The 14,838-nt window shown below is 38.0% G+C and carries 17 protein-coding genes; all 17 read left to right on the top strand.

What is annotated here, in order from left to right:
* Nucleotide 1: 1 nt before the first annotated feature.
* The 17 genes from INF20_RS02290 to INF20_RS02210 all read left to right on the top strand — a co-directional run bounded on the left by INF20_RS02290 (nt 2) and on the right by INF20_RS02210 (nt 14,813).
* Nucleotides 2-202: a hypothetical protein gene (locus INF20_RS02290; protein WP_226384772.1), complete on the top strand. Its 201-nt coding sequence runs from the start codon at nt 2-4 to the stop codon at nt 200-202.
* Nucleotides 203-221: 19 nt separating this feature from the next.
* The gene (locus INF20_RS02285; protein ID WP_226384771.1) at nt 222-629 is read left to right on the top strand and encodes a TadE/TadG family type IV pilus assembly protein; all 408 of its coding nucleotides are present in this window, start codon (nt 222-224) and stop codon (nt 627-629) included.
* A gap of 82 nt (nt 630-711) precedes the next feature.
* Nucleotides 712-1,791: a DUF5702 domain-containing protein gene (locus INF20_RS02280; protein ID WP_226384770.1), complete on the top strand. Its 1,080-nt coding sequence runs from the start codon at nt 712-714 to the stop codon at nt 1,789-1,791.
* Nucleotides 1,775-2,536 carry a hypothetical protein gene (locus tag INF20_RS02275; RefSeq protein WP_226384769.1) on the top strand — a complete coding sequence of 254 codons (762 nt, stop codon included), beginning with the start codon at nt 1,775-1,777 and terminating at the stop codon, nt 2,534-2,536. The genes INF20_RS02280 and INF20_RS02275 overlap by 17 nt, the downstream gene beginning before the upstream one ends.
* A gap of 1 nt (nt 2,537) precedes the next feature.
* Complete coding sequence (locus tag INF20_RS02270) at nt 2,538-3,071, top strand: DUF6382 domain-containing protein (RefSeq protein WP_226384768.1); 534 nt, start codon at nt 2,538-2,540, stop codon at nt 3,069-3,071.
* A 136-nt stretch (nt 3,072-3,207) separates the two neighbouring features.
* Entirely contained in the window at nt 3,208-3,735 is a 528-nt protein-coding gene (locus INF20_RS02265; RefSeq protein ID WP_226384767.1) for an HdeD family acid-resistance protein, read from the top strand.
* A 14-nt stretch (nt 3,736-3,749) separates the two neighbouring features.
* On the top strand, nt 3,750-5,024 hold the full coding sequence (locus INF20_RS02260; protein WP_226384766.1) for a replication-associated recombination protein A: 1,275 nt from the start codon (nt 3,750-3,752) through the stop codon (nt 5,022-5,024).
* An 18-nt stretch (nt 5,025-5,042) separates the two neighbouring features.
* The gene (locus tag INF20_RS02255) at nt 5,043-6,995 is read left to right on the top strand and encodes a bifunctional 4-hydroxy-3-methylbut-2-enyl diphosphate reductase/30S ribosomal protein S1 (RefSeq protein ID WP_226384765.1); all 1,953 of its coding nucleotides are present in this window, start codon (nt 5,043-5,045) and stop codon (nt 6,993-6,995) included.
* Nucleotides 6,934-7,626: a 4'-phosphopantetheinyl transferase family protein gene (locus INF20_RS02250; RefSeq protein WP_226384764.1), complete on the top strand. Its 693-nt coding sequence runs from the start codon at nt 6,934-6,936 to the stop codon at nt 7,624-7,626. The genes INF20_RS02255 and INF20_RS02250 overlap by 62 nt, the downstream gene beginning before the upstream one ends.
* Nucleotides 7,608-8,567 (top strand): DMT family transporter, encoded by a 960-nt coding sequence (locus tag INF20_RS02245; protein ID WP_226384763.1) that lies wholly within the window; start codon nt 7,608-7,610, stop codon nt 8,565-8,567. The genes INF20_RS02250 and INF20_RS02245 overlap by 19 nt, the downstream gene beginning before the upstream one ends.
* A complete protein-coding gene (locus tag INF20_RS02240; RefSeq protein WP_226384846.1) occupies nt 8,518-8,973 on the top strand; it encodes a regulatory protein RecX in 456 nt (151 codons plus the stop codon). The genes INF20_RS02245 and INF20_RS02240 overlap by 50 nt, the downstream gene beginning before the upstream one ends.
* Nucleotides 8,974-9,001: 28 nt before the next feature.
* The gene (locus INF20_RS02235; RefSeq protein WP_226384762.1) at nt 9,002-9,700 is read left to right on the top strand and encodes a tRNA threonylcarbamoyladenosine dehydratase; all 699 of its coding nucleotides are present in this window, start codon (nt 9,002-9,004) and stop codon (nt 9,698-9,700) included.
* On the top strand, nt 9,693-10,451 hold the full coding sequence (locus tag INF20_RS02230) for a phosphopantothenoylcysteine decarboxylase domain-containing protein (protein ID WP_226384761.1): 759 nt from the start codon (nt 9,693-9,695) through the stop codon (nt 10,449-10,451). The genes INF20_RS02235 and INF20_RS02230 overlap by 8 nt, the downstream gene beginning before the upstream one ends.
* 8 nt (nt 10,452-10,459) lie before the next feature.
* Entirely contained in the window at nt 10,460-11,590 is a 1,131-nt protein-coding gene (locus INF20_RS02225) for a DNA recombination protein RmuC (RefSeq protein WP_226384760.1), read from the top strand.
* A 2-nt stretch (nt 11,591-11,592) separates the two neighbouring features.
* Nucleotides 11,593-12,288: a metallophosphoesterase gene (locus INF20_RS02220; RefSeq protein WP_226384759.1), complete on the top strand. Its 696-nt coding sequence runs from the start codon at nt 11,593-11,595 to the stop codon at nt 12,286-12,288.
* A 53-nt stretch (nt 12,289-12,341) separates the two neighbouring features.
* The gene (locus tag INF20_RS02215) at nt 12,342-13,520 is read left to right on the top strand and encodes a phosphopentomutase (RefSeq protein ID WP_226384758.1); all 1,179 of its coding nucleotides are present in this window, start codon (nt 12,342-12,344) and stop codon (nt 13,518-13,520) included.
* A 6-nt stretch (nt 13,521-13,526) separates the two neighbouring features.
* On the top strand, nt 13,527-14,813 hold the full coding sequence (locus INF20_RS02210; protein WP_226384757.1) for a thymidine phosphorylase: 1,287 nt from the start codon (nt 13,527-13,529) through the stop codon (nt 14,811-14,813).
* The last annotated feature ends 25 nt before the right edge of the window (nt 14,814-14,838 follow it).

Raw genomic sequence — 14,838 nt, 5'->3', positions numbered from 1 at the left:
TATGAAATGTGTAAGAAAGAAGGGAGATGAAACAATGATCAAGAAATTAAAGAAATTAAATAAAAAACTCGGTGATGAAGGTATGGAGATGATCCAAGTAGCAATACTTATTGCTTTGGCAATTATACTGGGCCTTATTTTTAAAACAGAAATAACAGCCTTTGTAAACAAGACTTTTACAAATTTAAATAATGGCTTTTAGTATTTGAAATAATGAAAAGATGAAAAGAATAAAAGGTTTAAAGAGCTTAAAAGATGATAATGGATCTGCTGTAGTTGAAGCGGTTATTGTACTGCCTATTGTAATTCTGGCGCTTATGTCGGCAATAGTTATAGTTTCTTACATAAGTGGAAGGGTATTTGTTGCCGTCGATGCGCATAAGTATTTAAGAGATGAAGCCGGTAGAGAAACTGAAACAAGAGCAGCATATGAAATTGAAGAGGAAGGAAATGTTTCTGACGGATATCATAATGGCAGGAAAATAAAGAGAACAGATTTTACAACAGAAAGGCAGAAAAGCTTTCTTATTAAAAATAGGATGAAAAAAGATAAAAGTGCAAGAGTGTATGTTATCGATGAAAAAAAGACTACAAGATATATGGATCTCCTTGAGGAAATCGTTTACTGACAACGGCAGTACAACTATATTTACAGTGATTATAATGTCCTCACTTGTATTATTAGTCATCATGTTTGTATCAGTAACAAGGATGAAAGCGGAAACTGGAAGGGCAGATGCACTGCTCTCCCTTTCCGCAAGATCGGTTCTTTCTGAATATAGCATATCCCTTAAGGAAAGATATGGCTTATTGGCTGTAGATACGACACCGACTGCGATAGAAGAAGATATGCGCTTTTATATGGGAGAAAACGACAGTTCTCTGGATATCAGCGAGATGAATATAAGTGTCATAGGATATACTCTGGCCGACAGCAGAAATCTTGAAAAGGAGATAAATGAATATGCTGTATTCTTGTTAGGGCAGGAGCTTCTCGATGAAAATGAAAAAACTAATTCAGATAGAAAAGGAGACCGAGTCCTTAAAAATAAAAGGATAATATCCGCATTGCCGTCGGGCGGAAAGGCCGGCTCCGATATAAGTATAGATGGTGTAGTGGATGCTATGAAAAATTTAGATGAAATTTTTGATAGGGCTAAGAAAACCGTTTCCGTAAATGAATATCTTATGGCTGTATGTAATCATCAGCTGTCTGATGACGGAGAGACATTTTTTAAAAATGAAATTGAATATATCGTTTCAGGAGAAATGAGTGATGAGAAGAATTATTCAAAAATGAAAAGGAAAATCAGACTTCTAAGGAATGCAGTAAATTTGGGAGTTATATTTACTAATCCTGAAATGCTTGAGAAGGTGACGGCGGCAGCTTCTGCTACGGGGCCTGCCAGTGGACTTACTACGGCTTTACTTGCTGAAGCCTGGGCTTATGCTGAAGCTTATAACGATGTGAAGATACTGGAAAACGGTGGCAAGATTCCCGTGATAAAGACCAAGGAAACCTGGGCTGTTGATTTGGAAAGTGTACTCAAAAATGATGCCGACGGTTATATCGATAATAATTGTGAAAATGGTCTTGAATATGATGACTATTTGCGTATCTTTTTGTATTTTACCGATAAGGAAACAAAGCTTGAGCGTTTTGCAGATCTTGTACAAATAAATATTCAGGGAACAACCGATGAAAATTTTATGATGAAAACCGCATGTACGGGATTTAGTTACAGTGCGACAATAAACGGTAGGAAATACAGATATGAAGAGGCATATTAGAAACGAAGATGGACATTATATTGTAGAAGCGTCAATAATTGTACCATTTGTTTTGGCATTGATTATTGCCATAGGCAGCATGTGTCAGATTGCCGGAATCAAGGAAAATATAGTCCATTCTTCTGCAGATGAAATGCGTGCCGCCATGATAAATTCATATATATACGGTACTGATATTAATCTAGGGAACAGACTGGAAAAAAGGATTATCGAGGAAAATCCGTCAGTTATCGATACTGATGTTAATGGATTTATGTCAGGCTTTACCAAGGCCGGTCATGATGAGCTTTTAACAATTAATGTTAAATATGGTGTTGATATAACCACACCGATTCCATTAGATGATGAAATAAGTGAAAAACTTTCATTTACAGGAAGAAAATTTGTCGGAAAAAACGGTGATGGTACTGCTTTTGGATTTGACAATATGGAAAAACAAGAGGACGCAGATACTGTATATATTTTTCCTAAAGATGGTCAAAAATATCATAAAAAAGATTGCACCTTTGTTGCTCCCGAGGCTATTGAGGTAATCCTTAACGAGGATTTAAGAAAGGAATATTTTCCATGTGAAAGCTGTGATACTAAAGAATTGGCTAACGGTGCCACCGTATACATTTTTGAAGCGTACGGAGATAGCTATCACAGAAAAAACTGTTCCACCATTGAAAAAAATATTATTGCCATAGACAGAGAAACTGCCGAAGAAAAGGGCTATACGCCTTGTAAGAAATGCGGAGGGTAAAATGGAATTAAAAAAAAGCAATTATGAAATAGAGATAAAAAAGGGAGCTATGAAGCTTTTTGAAGAAAAGGTATTGTTTTCTGGGATGTGTGATTTTGTGATTCCCATGAGATTTACGGATGCAGGAGAATCAAGAAAGATAACATATGATTGCAGCGGATGCGTGGCTTTGCGAGATATGTATCCGTTGAGTACAGGAGAAATATTTGAAATACTTGAAAAAACGCTGCTCACATTAAATAGAAGCGTAGAGTTTTTCATTCCTCACGAAAAGGTGAAAATAGACAAGGATACAGTATATTACGATATGAAAAGGAAGAAAGTAAGGATAGCTTATATGCCCATAGAAGGAGCAAGCCTTAAAGAAAATCTTGAAGGATTTATAGATGAACTGTCACAGGGCGCCGGAGAAGAAACAGTTGAATATCTTATGAGCGTTAAGGATGACTTGGATAGGTATAACAGAAATCTCAAGGAAGTGGCAGGATTTGTCGCTGAACAGAGAAAAAGAATACATCAATGCGGAATTAGATAACAGATTTAGGCCGGAAAATAAAAAATCCGGTCTTTTTCTCTCTTTTCGATAAATCATAGTACTTCAACGGATGAATCTCATATTCATATGTGGTAAAATATTAAAATCGGATAAAAAGAAACGGAGATAAAAACATATGGATATTATAAAAAAGCTTAAATCTTTCGGGATTGTTTTCGGAATTATTGCTTTGGTGCTTGGAATTATATTGACTTTCAAGCCTGTACAGACAGGAATCGTGCTTAATACAGCAGTGGGAGTTGGCGTGCTGATTATGGGTGCGGTTAAATTGATACAGGAACTTCTTGGCAGAAAAGAGTTTGAAAGATCAATGCTTTACATGCTCCTTCCAGCTCTAATGGTAATACTCGGTATATACATTTTGATAAATCAGGAAGTTACAATGTTTACCGTAGGTATGATTATTGCAATGCTTGCATTTATCCTTGCAGCTGACAGATTTGCAACAGCCAGATCCAGACGAAAGAATAATCTCGCTTATAAAGGAGCATTTATAGAAGGCATAATTCATCTTTTATGTGGTATTTTTATGTGTTATAACGCAATATCTGTAACGATAGCAATTACCATAGCTACAGGAATTTACCTGATACTTGTGGGAATTATGATTATAGTTTCCAGCATCTATCTTAAGGATCTGTAAATGGAGGCGGTAAAATGATACCTCTGGCAACGAGAATGAGACCTTTAAGCCTTGAGGAGTTTGTAGGTCAGGAGCACTTTCTTTATAAAGGTTCTCTTTTATACAATTCCATAAAAAATAAAACCTTTGAAAATGCCATATTTTTTGGTCCGTCCGGCACCGGTAAAACGACATTGGCAAGAATAATTGCCAGAGAAATGGATGCGGATTTTGTAGAAATGAATGCAGCGGTAACCGGTATAAAGGAACTAAAAGAGGTTATCGAAAGCTCAAAAACGAAGTTTTTCGGTCTGCAGAAGGAAAAGACATATGTGTATGTCGATGAGTTTCATAGATGGAATAAGCTTCAGCAGGACACTCTTTTAAAGGCGCTAGAAGAGGGAGTAATAAATTTTATTGGAAGCACAACGGAAAATCCATACTTTGCGGTTAACAATGCCGTTTTAAGCAGAGTAAGAAGCATTTATGAATTTAAAGCTTTAAAAGCTTCTGATATATATACACTTTTAATAAGAACTCTTAATGACCAGGAAAGAGGATTTGGAAATCTCAATATCAAATATGATGATGAAGCTATAATGACTATGGCAAAAATGAGTGGCGGTGATGCCAGAGTAGCTCTTGATACATTAGGCTTTATGGTCGACAATATGGACGAAGATAAAGGAATTGACGACAGACTTGTGGAAGAGGCTATGCAGAGAAAGACATATTTCTACCATAAGGAAGAGGATAAATACGATTTGTTATCTGCCCTTCAGAAATCTGTCAGAGGTTCTGACCCTGATGCTGCCGTTCACTATCTTGCAAGACTTATTAAGGGTGGAGCTGATATTCAGACCATAGGAAGAAGGCTGCTTGTTATGGCCAGTGAAGATGTGGGAATGGCATATCCTCAGGCAATAACCATAGTAAATTCCTGTGTTCAGGCAGCGCTTACAGTTGGATATCCGGAAGCTCAGATTAATCTAGCACAGGCAACGGTAACATTAGCAGCTTCTCCTAAATCAAACAGATCTTATATGGCTCTTTTAAAGGCTCAGCACGATTTGGACACCATAGAAACAGGAGATATGCCAGCGTATCTGAAGGATAGTCACTACAAAGGTGCTGCAAAGCGAGGCCACGGTATAGGATATAAGTATCCACATGATTATGGCGGATATGTTAAACAACAGTATCTCCCAGATGAGTTAGTAAAGAAGGGGACATCATATTATGAACCTACTTCCAATGGAAATGAAGCTTCATTTAAAAGGTATCTTGAGGAGATTAAAAAAATAAAGTAATAGAAATTGGAGACAGCAATGAGGGAAATCATCAGAGCGCCTCACAGCGGATTTTGCTTTGGGGTAAAACAGGCAATAGAAAAGGCGGAACGAGAAGCAGAGGCTTCTGAAAATATCATATATAGCTTCGGACCCCTGATTCATAATAGCGGAGTAACAGACGAGCTTGAAAAAAAGGGGGTACATATTATCGAATCCTTGGATGGTATAACGCCGGGAAGTAAGGTAATAGTACGTTCCCACGGTATAGGAAAGTGGTTTTACGATGAAGCTGATGAAAAGGGCATAACTGTTATAGATGCAACGTGTCCTTATGTTAAGCGCATTCACAATCTGGTAGCAGAGGCTTATAAAAAAGGCAAGACTGTTGTTATCGTTGGCGATGAAAATCATCCAGAGGTTAAAGGCATCAACGGTTGGTGTGAAGACAGCGCAATTATTTTAAGTGAGCCTGCTGAAATCAAAGCGGATGATATTTTCATTGTAGCGCAGACGACCATAAGAAAGGATATGTTTGACAGCGTAGTTGAATCCATAAGAAAAAACAACGAAAATGTAAGTGTGGAAAACACCATTTGCAGTGCAACATCAAAGAGGCAGGAAGGCTGCAAACAAACCGCTGAAAATGTCGATGTAATGCTAGTAATTGGCGATAAAAAGAGTTCAAATACAAAAAAACTATATGAGATAGCTAGTAAATACTGTAATAACACATTTTTTGTGGATGATATAGGAAATTTACCATTGAAAGAAGTCGAGAAATATAATAGAATAGGATTAGCGGCGGGCGCATCGACGCCTGAAAACGCAATTAAGGAGGTTACTGCAAACATGAGTGAGAACATCACTAGAGAAGAGTCCATGCTCGATTACATGGAAGAAATTGAAAAATCTTTAAGATTACCAAGAAGCGGAGAACTGGTAACAGGTAAGATTCACCAGGTTACAGACAAGGAAATCATTGTTAACCTTGGATGTAAAAAGGACGGCGTTATTCCTTTCAATGAAATTACAATTGAAGGGGATCAGAAGCTGACAGATCTCTTTAAAGAAGGAGATGAAATCACTGCAAAGGTTCTCAAAACAGACGACGGGGACGGCACTATACTGTTATCTAAGAAGAAATTAGAAGCCAGCGAACATTGGGAAGAAATCAATAAGGCTTTTGAAGATAAATCTTTGATAGATGTAAATGTGGTTAGACAGGTTAACGGCGGCGTGATAGCTACATATAAGGAAGTACAGGGATTCATTCCACTTTCTCAGCTGTCAGACAGATTCGTTGAAAACCCAGCTGAATTCGTTGGACAGACTCTGACTGTAAAGGTTTCAAGAGTTGACCCAAGAAGAGGCAAGGCTGTATTCTCCCACAAGGCAAGACTTCTGGAAGAAAAGCAGAAGGCTCTGGAAGAAGTCTGGAACAGCATCAATGTTGGCGATATCGTAGAAGGTAAGGTTATGAGATTTACTGACTACGGTGCATTTGTTGATATAGGCGGAGTTGACGGACTTCTGCACATTTCAGAAATCTCATGGGGTAAGCTTAAGCATCCTCAGGAAGCTCTGGAAATCGGACAGACTATCAATGTTAAGATTCTGTCTATGAATACTGAAAAGGGTAAGGTTTCTCTTGGCCTTAAGCAGACTATTCCTGAACCTTGGACTGTTATTGATGAAAACTATCAGGTTGGACAGGTTGTTAAGGGTAAGGTTGTTCAGATTAAGGAATACGGATGCTTCGTTGAACTGGAGCCAGGTCTTGACGGACTGGTTCATATCTCTGAAGTTTCTCATAAGAGAGTTACAAACATCAATGATGAACTCAGCGTTGGAGATATCGTAGAAGCCAAGATTCTTGACATCGACAAGGAAAGAAAGAGAATAAGCCTGAGCATCAAGGAAACTCTTGATGAAGCACCTGAAGATGCTCAGACTGAAGCTACTGAAGCTGAAGAAGCAACAGAAGAGTAATATCAGCCAGCTGATATATATGGATTATAAAGGGATAGATGGCACTCTATCCCTTTGTTTTTTAAGAGGACTTAATATGCAGATTTATGCATTTAATAAATTTAACAGCCAAATAAAAAGCCGTGAGCTGCTAATTGAAGTAATTAAATCTTACTGTACAGATAATAATATCGACTTAAAAGAAATAAAACTTGTAATTACAGGTGATGAAGGTCAAAAACCGAGGCTGTCCGGTAATTTATCCGATAAGATTTATTTTAATGTAAGTCATAGCGGTAGCTATTGGATTTGTGCCGTAGGAGACAAAGAAGTAGGGATAGATATTCAGGTTACAACGCCGGATTCCTATGAAAAAATCTGTAACAGATATTTTACTGACGAGGAAAAACTCTTTGTGGCAGAGAACGGCAAAATAGGCTTTTTCAGAATATGGACGAGAAAGGAAGCCTGGGCAAAATATCACGGATACAGTATATTTAAAGTGATAAATACCGTAAATACTGTTGAAAAAGATAGACTTAAAGACATTATTCGGGGTATAAGTATTAAAGAGATAGATCTTTTTAAAGACAGCATATGCACCATAGCCATAAAAGAAGATGATGATACGATATGCTTAAAAAGAATATGACAAGACCATATGTGGCAGCTGTGTTTTTCACACTTTTGACGGGATTTTCTTTTCTCGGAATAAAGGAATGTCAAAACTATGCAAACCAGTTGTCAATCCTCATATACAGGTATGATTTCGCCTTTATTGCCGCTGCGGCAATATGGGTTTTTGGGATGTTTAAAAGTAATATAAAAAGAAAGAATACCCATGGTGCTGATTGGAAAATGCTCGGTGTGGCTGCAGGTGCATATATAGCCTTTATGATTTTGCAGGTCACTGGAATTTTTTATACCACATCGGTTGTAGGCTCGATTATTTTCAGTATTACACCTATTATAGCCCAGATTATTGCATCAGTGGTATTGGATGAGCGAAGTACGGCAAAGCAGAATTTATTTGTTGTTACAACAGTTGCTGCACTGATTTATATGCTTTTAGCAGGTGCTGATGATATGGAATTCAGCTATGTAGGAATTGGGTGTCTCCTTCTTTCAAGTATTGCAATGGCAGTTTCTAATATAAGCATGAGATATATCAGAAAGGATTTTACTCCATTTGATATTTCCGCTTTAATATGTACAGTTGGATTTGTTATGTTCAATGTTGCAGGTTTAATATATGCTGTATTTAAGGATAATTTCGAAGTGTTTACGGCACCTGTAAAGGAATCCGGATTTGTTATAGCAGCAGCATACCTTGGAATAGGCTGTATACTGTTTACTTCTCAGCTTATATCCTATATGCTTGCCAAAATGCCTGCGATAAATGCGACTATATTTGGAAATGTGGCTACGGCTATATCGATAATTGCAGGAGTATTCATTTTAAATGAAGGATTTCATATATATCATTTTATATGCGCAGTGCTTATAATAGTAGGAGTGATAGGAGTGAGTGTCTGTGGAGATAATGGAAGTAGCCGCAAGGCATCTGGCAACAAGACCCAGAAGCACCGTTGAGCTTGAAAACTATCTAAGAAAAAAAGAGTTTCATGAAGTTGATATAAAGGACGCTGTAAGAAAGCTTACCGAAAACGGGTACTTAAATGACAGTGAATATGCAAGAACATATATAAGATATGCTTTAGGTAAGAGAAAATCCCTTTTTAGGATAAAGTATGAATTAAAGGAAAAAGGTGTCAGTCAGGAAAACATAGAAAACGGCATATATATGTTCGAGGATGAAACTGACAGTGATATAAGGGAGATAGAATACGAAAACGCTTTGGCAGAGACAGCTAGATATATAAAGACGCAGGGTGATGAACCAGCAGAAAAAAAACAGCTTGATAAAGCTGCAAGAAGATTGAATTCATTAGGATACAGTGCCTCTGTTATATCTTCAGTTCTCGGTAGATACAGATGATACTACTTAATTGTTAAGGAAAGTTCATATGAAAGAAATATTTGAAAGAACAGCCAGGATTATTGGTGAAGAGGGTATTGACTGTCTTCAAGATGCCAATGTAATAATATTTGGGCTGGGCGGTGTCGGAGGTCATGTGGCTGAAGCTTTAGCAAGAGCAGGTATAGGTAAAATGACCTTGGTGGATGGAGATACCGTTGATGCAACTAATATAAACAGGCAGATAATCGCTACTCAAAATACTGTAGGAAAGCTTAAAACTTCAGCTATGAATGAAAGGATAAAAAGTATAAATTCTGACATTCAGGTTAATGAAATTCCTCAGATATACAGCCCTGAGGACAGATTATCAATAAAATTTGACATTTATGATTATGTTATTGACGCTATAGATGATGTTTCAGCAAAAACAGATATAATCATCCAAGCTAAAAAAGCCGGAATCCCTGTAATCTCAGCTATGGGAACCGGTAATAAATTAAGACCCGAACTGCTGGAAATAGCAGATATATATAAAACAGAGGTATGCCCACTTGCTAAAGCTATGAGAAAAAGATTGAGGCAGGAAGGTATAACAGATGTAAAGGTTGTATATTCACGGGAAGAACCGGTGGTTAAAAGTACACCGCCGGGAAGTATATCTTTTGTACCCGGAGCAGCGGGACTGCTTATGGCGGGTGAAGTTACAAGAAGCATATTAATTGCGAAAGGAAAGAAAAATGAGTAAAGCAGAAATGAACGGAAAGAAGATACTTATAACAGGTGGACCTACAAACGAGCCTATTGATGAGGTTATGAAAATAACTAATATGTCAACGGGCAGTTTTTCCATTTCTTTGACTGAAGCCTTTGCAAAGGGCGGCTATGAAGTGACTTTGATCCTTAATAAAGGAGTAAAATATAAAGACATTCCTGAAAACGTTGACTTAATAAGAGTCGAAACTACAGATGAAATGATGAATGCAATTAAAGAACAGTCAGAAGAAAAAAGCTTTGATGCTGTAATTCATGCTTCGGCAGTGGGAGATTATAAAGCGGACTTTACTTTCCTTATGGAGGATTTGGCAGAGGAAATCTTTAATAACCTCGACAATATAAAATCCTCTGAGGATATTTTAAATATAATTACTGATCCTAAATGCAAAATAGATAACAGCTCAAAGATTAGCAGCTATCAGTCAAATCTTACTGTTAAGCTGGGACTTACACCAAAAATAATAGGTAATCTTAGAAAATGGATGCCTTCAGCCCTGCTATTAGGTTGTAAGCTCCTTGAGAATGTTTCCAAGGAAGAACTTATTGAAGTTGCAAGAAAGCTATGCGAAAAGAACAGCATGGACTATATTATGGCAAATGATTTGGCTGATTTAAGACATGGACAGAGCACAAGATACCTTACAAATGCAGAGGGCTTTACTGGTATTAAGCTTGAAACAGCTGAAGACGTATTTGCCTTTGTAGATGAGAAATTGAAATAGGAGGAGCTATGAATACGATAGCTTTGCTTTTAATGGCGCTTATCATCGCAGTTCTTGCAGTGGTGATAATAAATTTGGTAATGACATTGAACTCTAGAAAGGAAACTATGAGTTCCCTTATGAGCAGCATTGAGACAATGTCAAGGATGCTGTCTGAAAATCAGAAGAACTCGGCAATGATTCAGGATAAAAGACTTGAAGATCTTGCTGCAAAAATGGATAAAATGACAGCGGAAAATATAAGGCAGCTAGATAACATCAGGGAAACCGTTGATGAAAAGCTGCAAAAGACCCTTGAGGAAAGAATTACTCAGTCATTTAAAACTGTTTCTGATAGATTGGAGCAGGTACATAAGGGGCTTGGTGAAATGCAGACACTGGCTTCTGGTGTCGGTGACCTTAAAAAGGTACTTTCCAATGTCAAGACGAGAGGTATTTTAGGTGAAATACAGCTTGGCTCGATTCTTGAGCAGATACTTTCTCCTGAACAGTATGAGGAAAATGTAAAGACTCGCGCCAGCGGAAACGAAAGAGTAGAATTTGCAGTTAAGATGCCGGGTTCCGGAGATGATTTTGTATATCTTCCGATAGATGCTAAATTTCCAGGAGATACATACGAAGCTCTGATGAATGCTTATGAAACGGGAGATAAGGCATTGGTGGATGCTGCTTCTAAAAATCTTGAGAATGCCGTTAAAAAGGCTGCAAAGGATATTCATGATAAATATATTGAGCCTCCGTATACTACTGATTTTGCCATAATGTTTTTGCCATTTGAAGGATTGTATGCAGAGGTTGTAAAGAGCGGTCTTACAGAAAAGCTGCAAAGAGATTATAAGGTTAACATAGCAGGTCCTACTACTATGGCAGCATTATTAAATAGTTTGCAGATGGGTTTTAAAACTCTTGCTATACAAAAGAGAAGCAGCGAAGTGTGGAAAGTACTGGCGGCTGCTAAGACCGAATTCGGTAAATTCCAGATAGTAATTGAAAAGACACAGCAGAGACTTAATCAGGCGAACGAAGAGCTCGATAAGTTGGTGGGAGTCAGAACAAGGAGCATCAACAGAACTCTTAAGAGCATTTCCGATATGGGAGATGGGGAAGACTCTTCAAAATATTTGCTGGATGAGGAATAAACATGAGTATATATGCCATAGGAGATCTTCATCTTTCCATGGATCCTAAGATTGATAAGCCCATGGATATTTATGGCGGAATATGGGTGGATCATGCCCGAAAGGTGAAGGAAAACTGTGAAAAGAAAATAACCGATAATGATACGCTTATAATTGCAGGAGATATTTCCTGGGCTCTTAAATTACCGGATGCCATGGCTGATTTGGAATGGATTTCTAAGCTACCTGGTAAAAAAGTATGTTTTAAAGGCAATCACGATCTTTGGTGGAGCGGCATTAAAAAGCTTAACACTCTTTTTGATGATATAACGTTTATGCAAAATGATGTCTATATGGTAGAGGAAATTGCCATATGCGGCACAAGAGGCTGGATTTGTCCTGGAACTGACGGCTTTGATGCTTCAGATGAAAAGATATATAAAAGAGAGCTTTTAAGGCTTGAGGCTTCTTTAAAGGCTGCAATCGCAGCTGATGCTCAGGAAATTATAGGAGTTATGCATTATTCTCCAACAAATGATAAAAAACAGCTTTCGGGATTTACAGATCTATTTGAAAAGTATGGAGTAAAGGAAGTTGTCTTCGGACATCTTCACGGACATGATGCGGAGAGAAACAAAGAACCATTTAATTTAAACGGTGTTACTTATAGGCTTGTTTCTTTGGATGGCATTGATGCAGATCCTGTAAAGTTGAGATAAGGCTTACATAAAACGGAGATAAAGTTGGGGTATAACTGATTACAGGTGATAATATGGATAAAAGGGTTACAATAATTGTCACAGACAGTATGGGAGTCGGAGCAGCTCCGGATGCTTCTAAATTTGGTGATGCAGGCGCTGATACTTTAGGCCATATCATAGAACATGTGCCAGAAATAGATATTAGAAATCTTGAAAAACTTGGGATTTTTAAAATATTAGGACTTGAAAGATTTGATAAAAATCCGAAAGCCTCTGCATTAGGAGCCTATGGAAAAATGAAGGAGGTGTCCGCGGGGAAGGACACAACAACAGGGCATTGGGAGATTGCTGGGTTAAAAACTCAGATACCCTTTAAAACATATCCTGACGGATTTCCAAAAGAGTTTATTGAAGCCTTCGAAAAGGCTACGGGCAGAAAGACTGTTGGTAATATTCCTATTTCAGGAACTGAAATCATAGAGATGTACGGGCCACACCATGAAAAAACAGGTGATTTGATAGTATACACTTCAGAAGACAGCGTATTTCAAATTGCAGCCAATGTGGATGTGGTTCCCCTTAGTGAGCTTTACAGCGCTTGTGAAAAGGCCAGAGAGCTTTTAAAGGGAGAATGGGCTTGTGCCAGAGTTATTGCAAGACCATATAAAATCGAAAATGGAAAGAGAATTAGAACTTCCGATAGACATGATTATTCCGTATCGCCTCCTGAAAAGACGATGCTAGATTTGATTTCAGAATCAGGATTGAGGGTGCATGCCATTGGAAAAATAAGAGATATTTTTAACGGCTGTGGTGTTACTACCTCAGTTGCGACAAAAAGCAATGATGACGGCGTTGATAAAACGGTGGATGCTCTTAAAGAAAGATTTTCAGGACTTATATTTACAAATCTTGTGGATTTTGACTCTAAGTATGGACATCGCAGAAATATAGAAGGATATGCTAAGGCTATAGAGGATTTTGACCGAAGATTGCCAGAAATAATGGAAGCGATGAATGATGAGGATATTCTTATAATTTGTGCAGATCACGGCAATGATCCGGCTTATCAAGGCTTTAATCATACAAGGGAATTTGTACCTTTGTTAGTATACGGAAAAAATGTAAGGCCAGGAGTAAATCTTGGTATTAGAGATACGTTTTCCGATGTTGCAGCCAGCGTATGCGATTATCTGGGCGTAAGAGATACAGGAGCAGGTATAAGCTTTATAAAGGAAATTATGGAGTAATGCTTTATGTTTAGCATGACTGATATTATCGCGAAAAAGAAAAACGGTGAAAAGCTCTCAGAGCAGCAAATACGAGATCTAATAGACGGATATGTAAATGGAGATATTCCTGATTATCAGATGTCCGCACTTTTGATGGCAATATATTTTAACGGAATGGATGAGGATGAAATATATATCCTTACGGATGCCATGAAAAACAGCGGAGAAGTAATTGACCTTACGGATATTAAAGGAAATAAGGTTGATAAGCACAGCTCCGGAGGTGTCGGAGATAAGTTGTCTTTGACAGCTTGTCCAGTTGCTGCTGCTGCCGGTGTTAAAATAGCCAAAATGAGCGGAAGAGGCCTCGGATTTACAGGAGGCACCATAGACAAGTTAGAATCTGTTCCCGGCTTTAGAACGGATATACCAATGGATGAATTTAAGGCAAATGTTAACGAAATCGGTTTGTCAATTATCAGCCAGTCGGAGGAAATAGCGAAAGCGGATAAAATGATTTATGCTTTGAGAGATGTTACATCGACGGTGGATGTACCTGCTCTTATAGCTTCAAGCATAATGAGCAAAAAACTTGCCATGGGAAGCGATGCTGTTCTTTTAGATGTAAAATATGGCGATGGTGCATTGATGAAAACAAAGGAAGATGCAGAAAACCTCGCAAAGCTTATGATAATGATAGGTGAAAAAAATGGTAAAAGAACAGATGCATTGATTTCCGATATGGATCAGCCTTTGGGAAATTGTGTCGGTAATAGCCTTGAAATAGCAGAAGCAATAAAAACCTTAAAGGGTAATGGTCCAGAGGATATGTTTAAGAGCACCGTTGAAATGGCCGGAAGAATGATATATTTGGGTGGAATTGCAGAGACTGTAGCAGAGGGAGAAAGAATTGCCGAAGAGATGATAAGCTCGGGAAGAGCCTTTGAAAAATTTAGAGAGTTCATTATAAGACAGGGCGGAGATGTAAATGTAATCGATGATATTTCTCTTTTGCCTGTGGCAGCTGTAAAAAGGGAAATAAAAGGAAAAGATGTAGGAATTATTGATAAATCCCAAATAAGACATATCAGTGCATTGGCTGTTGGAACTGCTTCTCAGATATGTGGCGCAGGAAGAACAAAAAAAGGTGAGAAAGTTGATCCGGGTGCAGGTATCTTGCTTAATAAAAAAGCAGGAGACACTGTAGAGCCCGATGATGCTATCGCCCTACTCTATGCATCAGATGAAGATAAGGCTCAAGAAGCCATTTATAAATTGACTAACTGTTGGGATTATATTAAAATAAAATAGTTAATCAGACTAGTAGGAACGGTGG

Source organism: Gallibacter intestinalis (genome assembly GCF_014982745.1).
GTDB classification, from domain to species: Bacteria; Bacillota; Clostridia; order Peptostreptococcales; family Anaerovoracaceae; genus Gallibacter; species Gallibacter intestinalis.
The sequence above is the reverse complement of the archived record's forward strand: the minus strand, read 5'-3'. Positions and strand labels throughout refer to the sequence as shown.

What these genes read in the sequence shown, in the direction of transcription:
- INF20_RS02215 (WP_226384758.1), top strand. Translation starts at nt 12,342, where the DNA reads ATGGATAAAAGGGTTACAATAATTGTCACAGACAGTATGGGAGTCGGA.
- INF20_RS02280 (WP_226384770.1), top strand. Translation starts at nt 712, where the DNA reads ATGAAAGCGGAAACTGGAAGGGCAGATGCACTGCTCTCCCTTTCCGCA.
- INF20_RS02225 (WP_226384760.1), top strand. Translation starts at nt 10,460, where the DNA reads ATGAATACGATAGCTTTGCTTTTAATGGCGCTTATCATCGCAGTTCTT.
- INF20_RS02220 (WP_226384759.1), top strand. Translation starts at nt 11,593, where the DNA reads ATGAGTATATATGCCATAGGAGATCTTCATCTTTCCATGGATCCTAAG.
- INF20_RS02275 (WP_226384769.1), top strand. Translation starts at nt 1,775, where the DNA reads ATGAAGAGGCATATTAGAAACGAAGATGGACATTATATTGTAGAAGCG.
- INF20_RS02270 (WP_226384768.1), top strand. Translation starts at nt 2,538, where the DNA reads ATGGAATTAAAAAAAAGCAATTATGAAATAGAGATAAAAAAGGGAGCT.
- INF20_RS02250 (WP_226384764.1), top strand. Translation starts at nt 6,934, where the DNA reads ATGAAGCACCTGAAGATGCTCAGACTGAAGCTACTGAAGCTGAAGAAG.
- INF20_RS02265 (WP_226384767.1), top strand. Translation starts at nt 3,208, where the DNA reads ATGGATATTATAAAAAAGCTTAAATCTTTCGGGATTGTTTTCGGAATT.
- INF20_RS02210 (WP_226384757.1), top strand. Translation starts at nt 13,527, where the DNA reads ATGTTTAGCATGACTGATATTATCGCGAAAAAGAAAAACGGTGAAAAG.
- INF20_RS02240 (WP_226384846.1), top strand. Translation starts at nt 8,518, where the DNA reads ATGGAAGTAGCCGCAAGGCATCTGGCAACAAGACCCAGAAGCACCGTT.
- INF20_RS02260 (WP_226384766.1), top strand. Translation starts at nt 3,750, where the DNA reads ATGATACCTCTGGCAACGAGAATGAGACCTTTAAGCCTTGAGGAGTTT.
- INF20_RS02235 (WP_226384762.1), top strand. Translation starts at nt 9,002, where the DNA reads ATGAAAGAAATATTTGAAAGAACAGCCAGGATTATTGGTGAAGAGGGT.
- INF20_RS02290 (WP_226384772.1), top strand. Translation starts at nt 2, where the DNA reads ATGAAATGTGTAAGAAAGAAGGGAGATGAAACAATGATCAAGAAATTA.
- INF20_RS02255 (WP_226384765.1), top strand. Translation starts at nt 5,043, where the DNA reads ATGAGGGAAATCATCAGAGCGCCTCACAGCGGATTTTGCTTTGGGGTA.
- INF20_RS02230 (WP_226384761.1), top strand. Translation starts at nt 9,693, where the DNA reads ATGAGTAAAGCAGAAATGAACGGAAAGAAGATACTTATAACAGGTGGA.
- INF20_RS02245 (WP_226384763.1), top strand. Translation starts at nt 7,608, where the DNA reads ATGCTTAAAAAGAATATGACAAGACCATATGTGGCAGCTGTGTTTTTC.
- INF20_RS02285 (WP_226384771.1), top strand. Translation starts at nt 222, where the DNA reads ATGAAAAGAATAAAAGGTTTAAAGAGCTTAAAAGATGATAATGGATCT.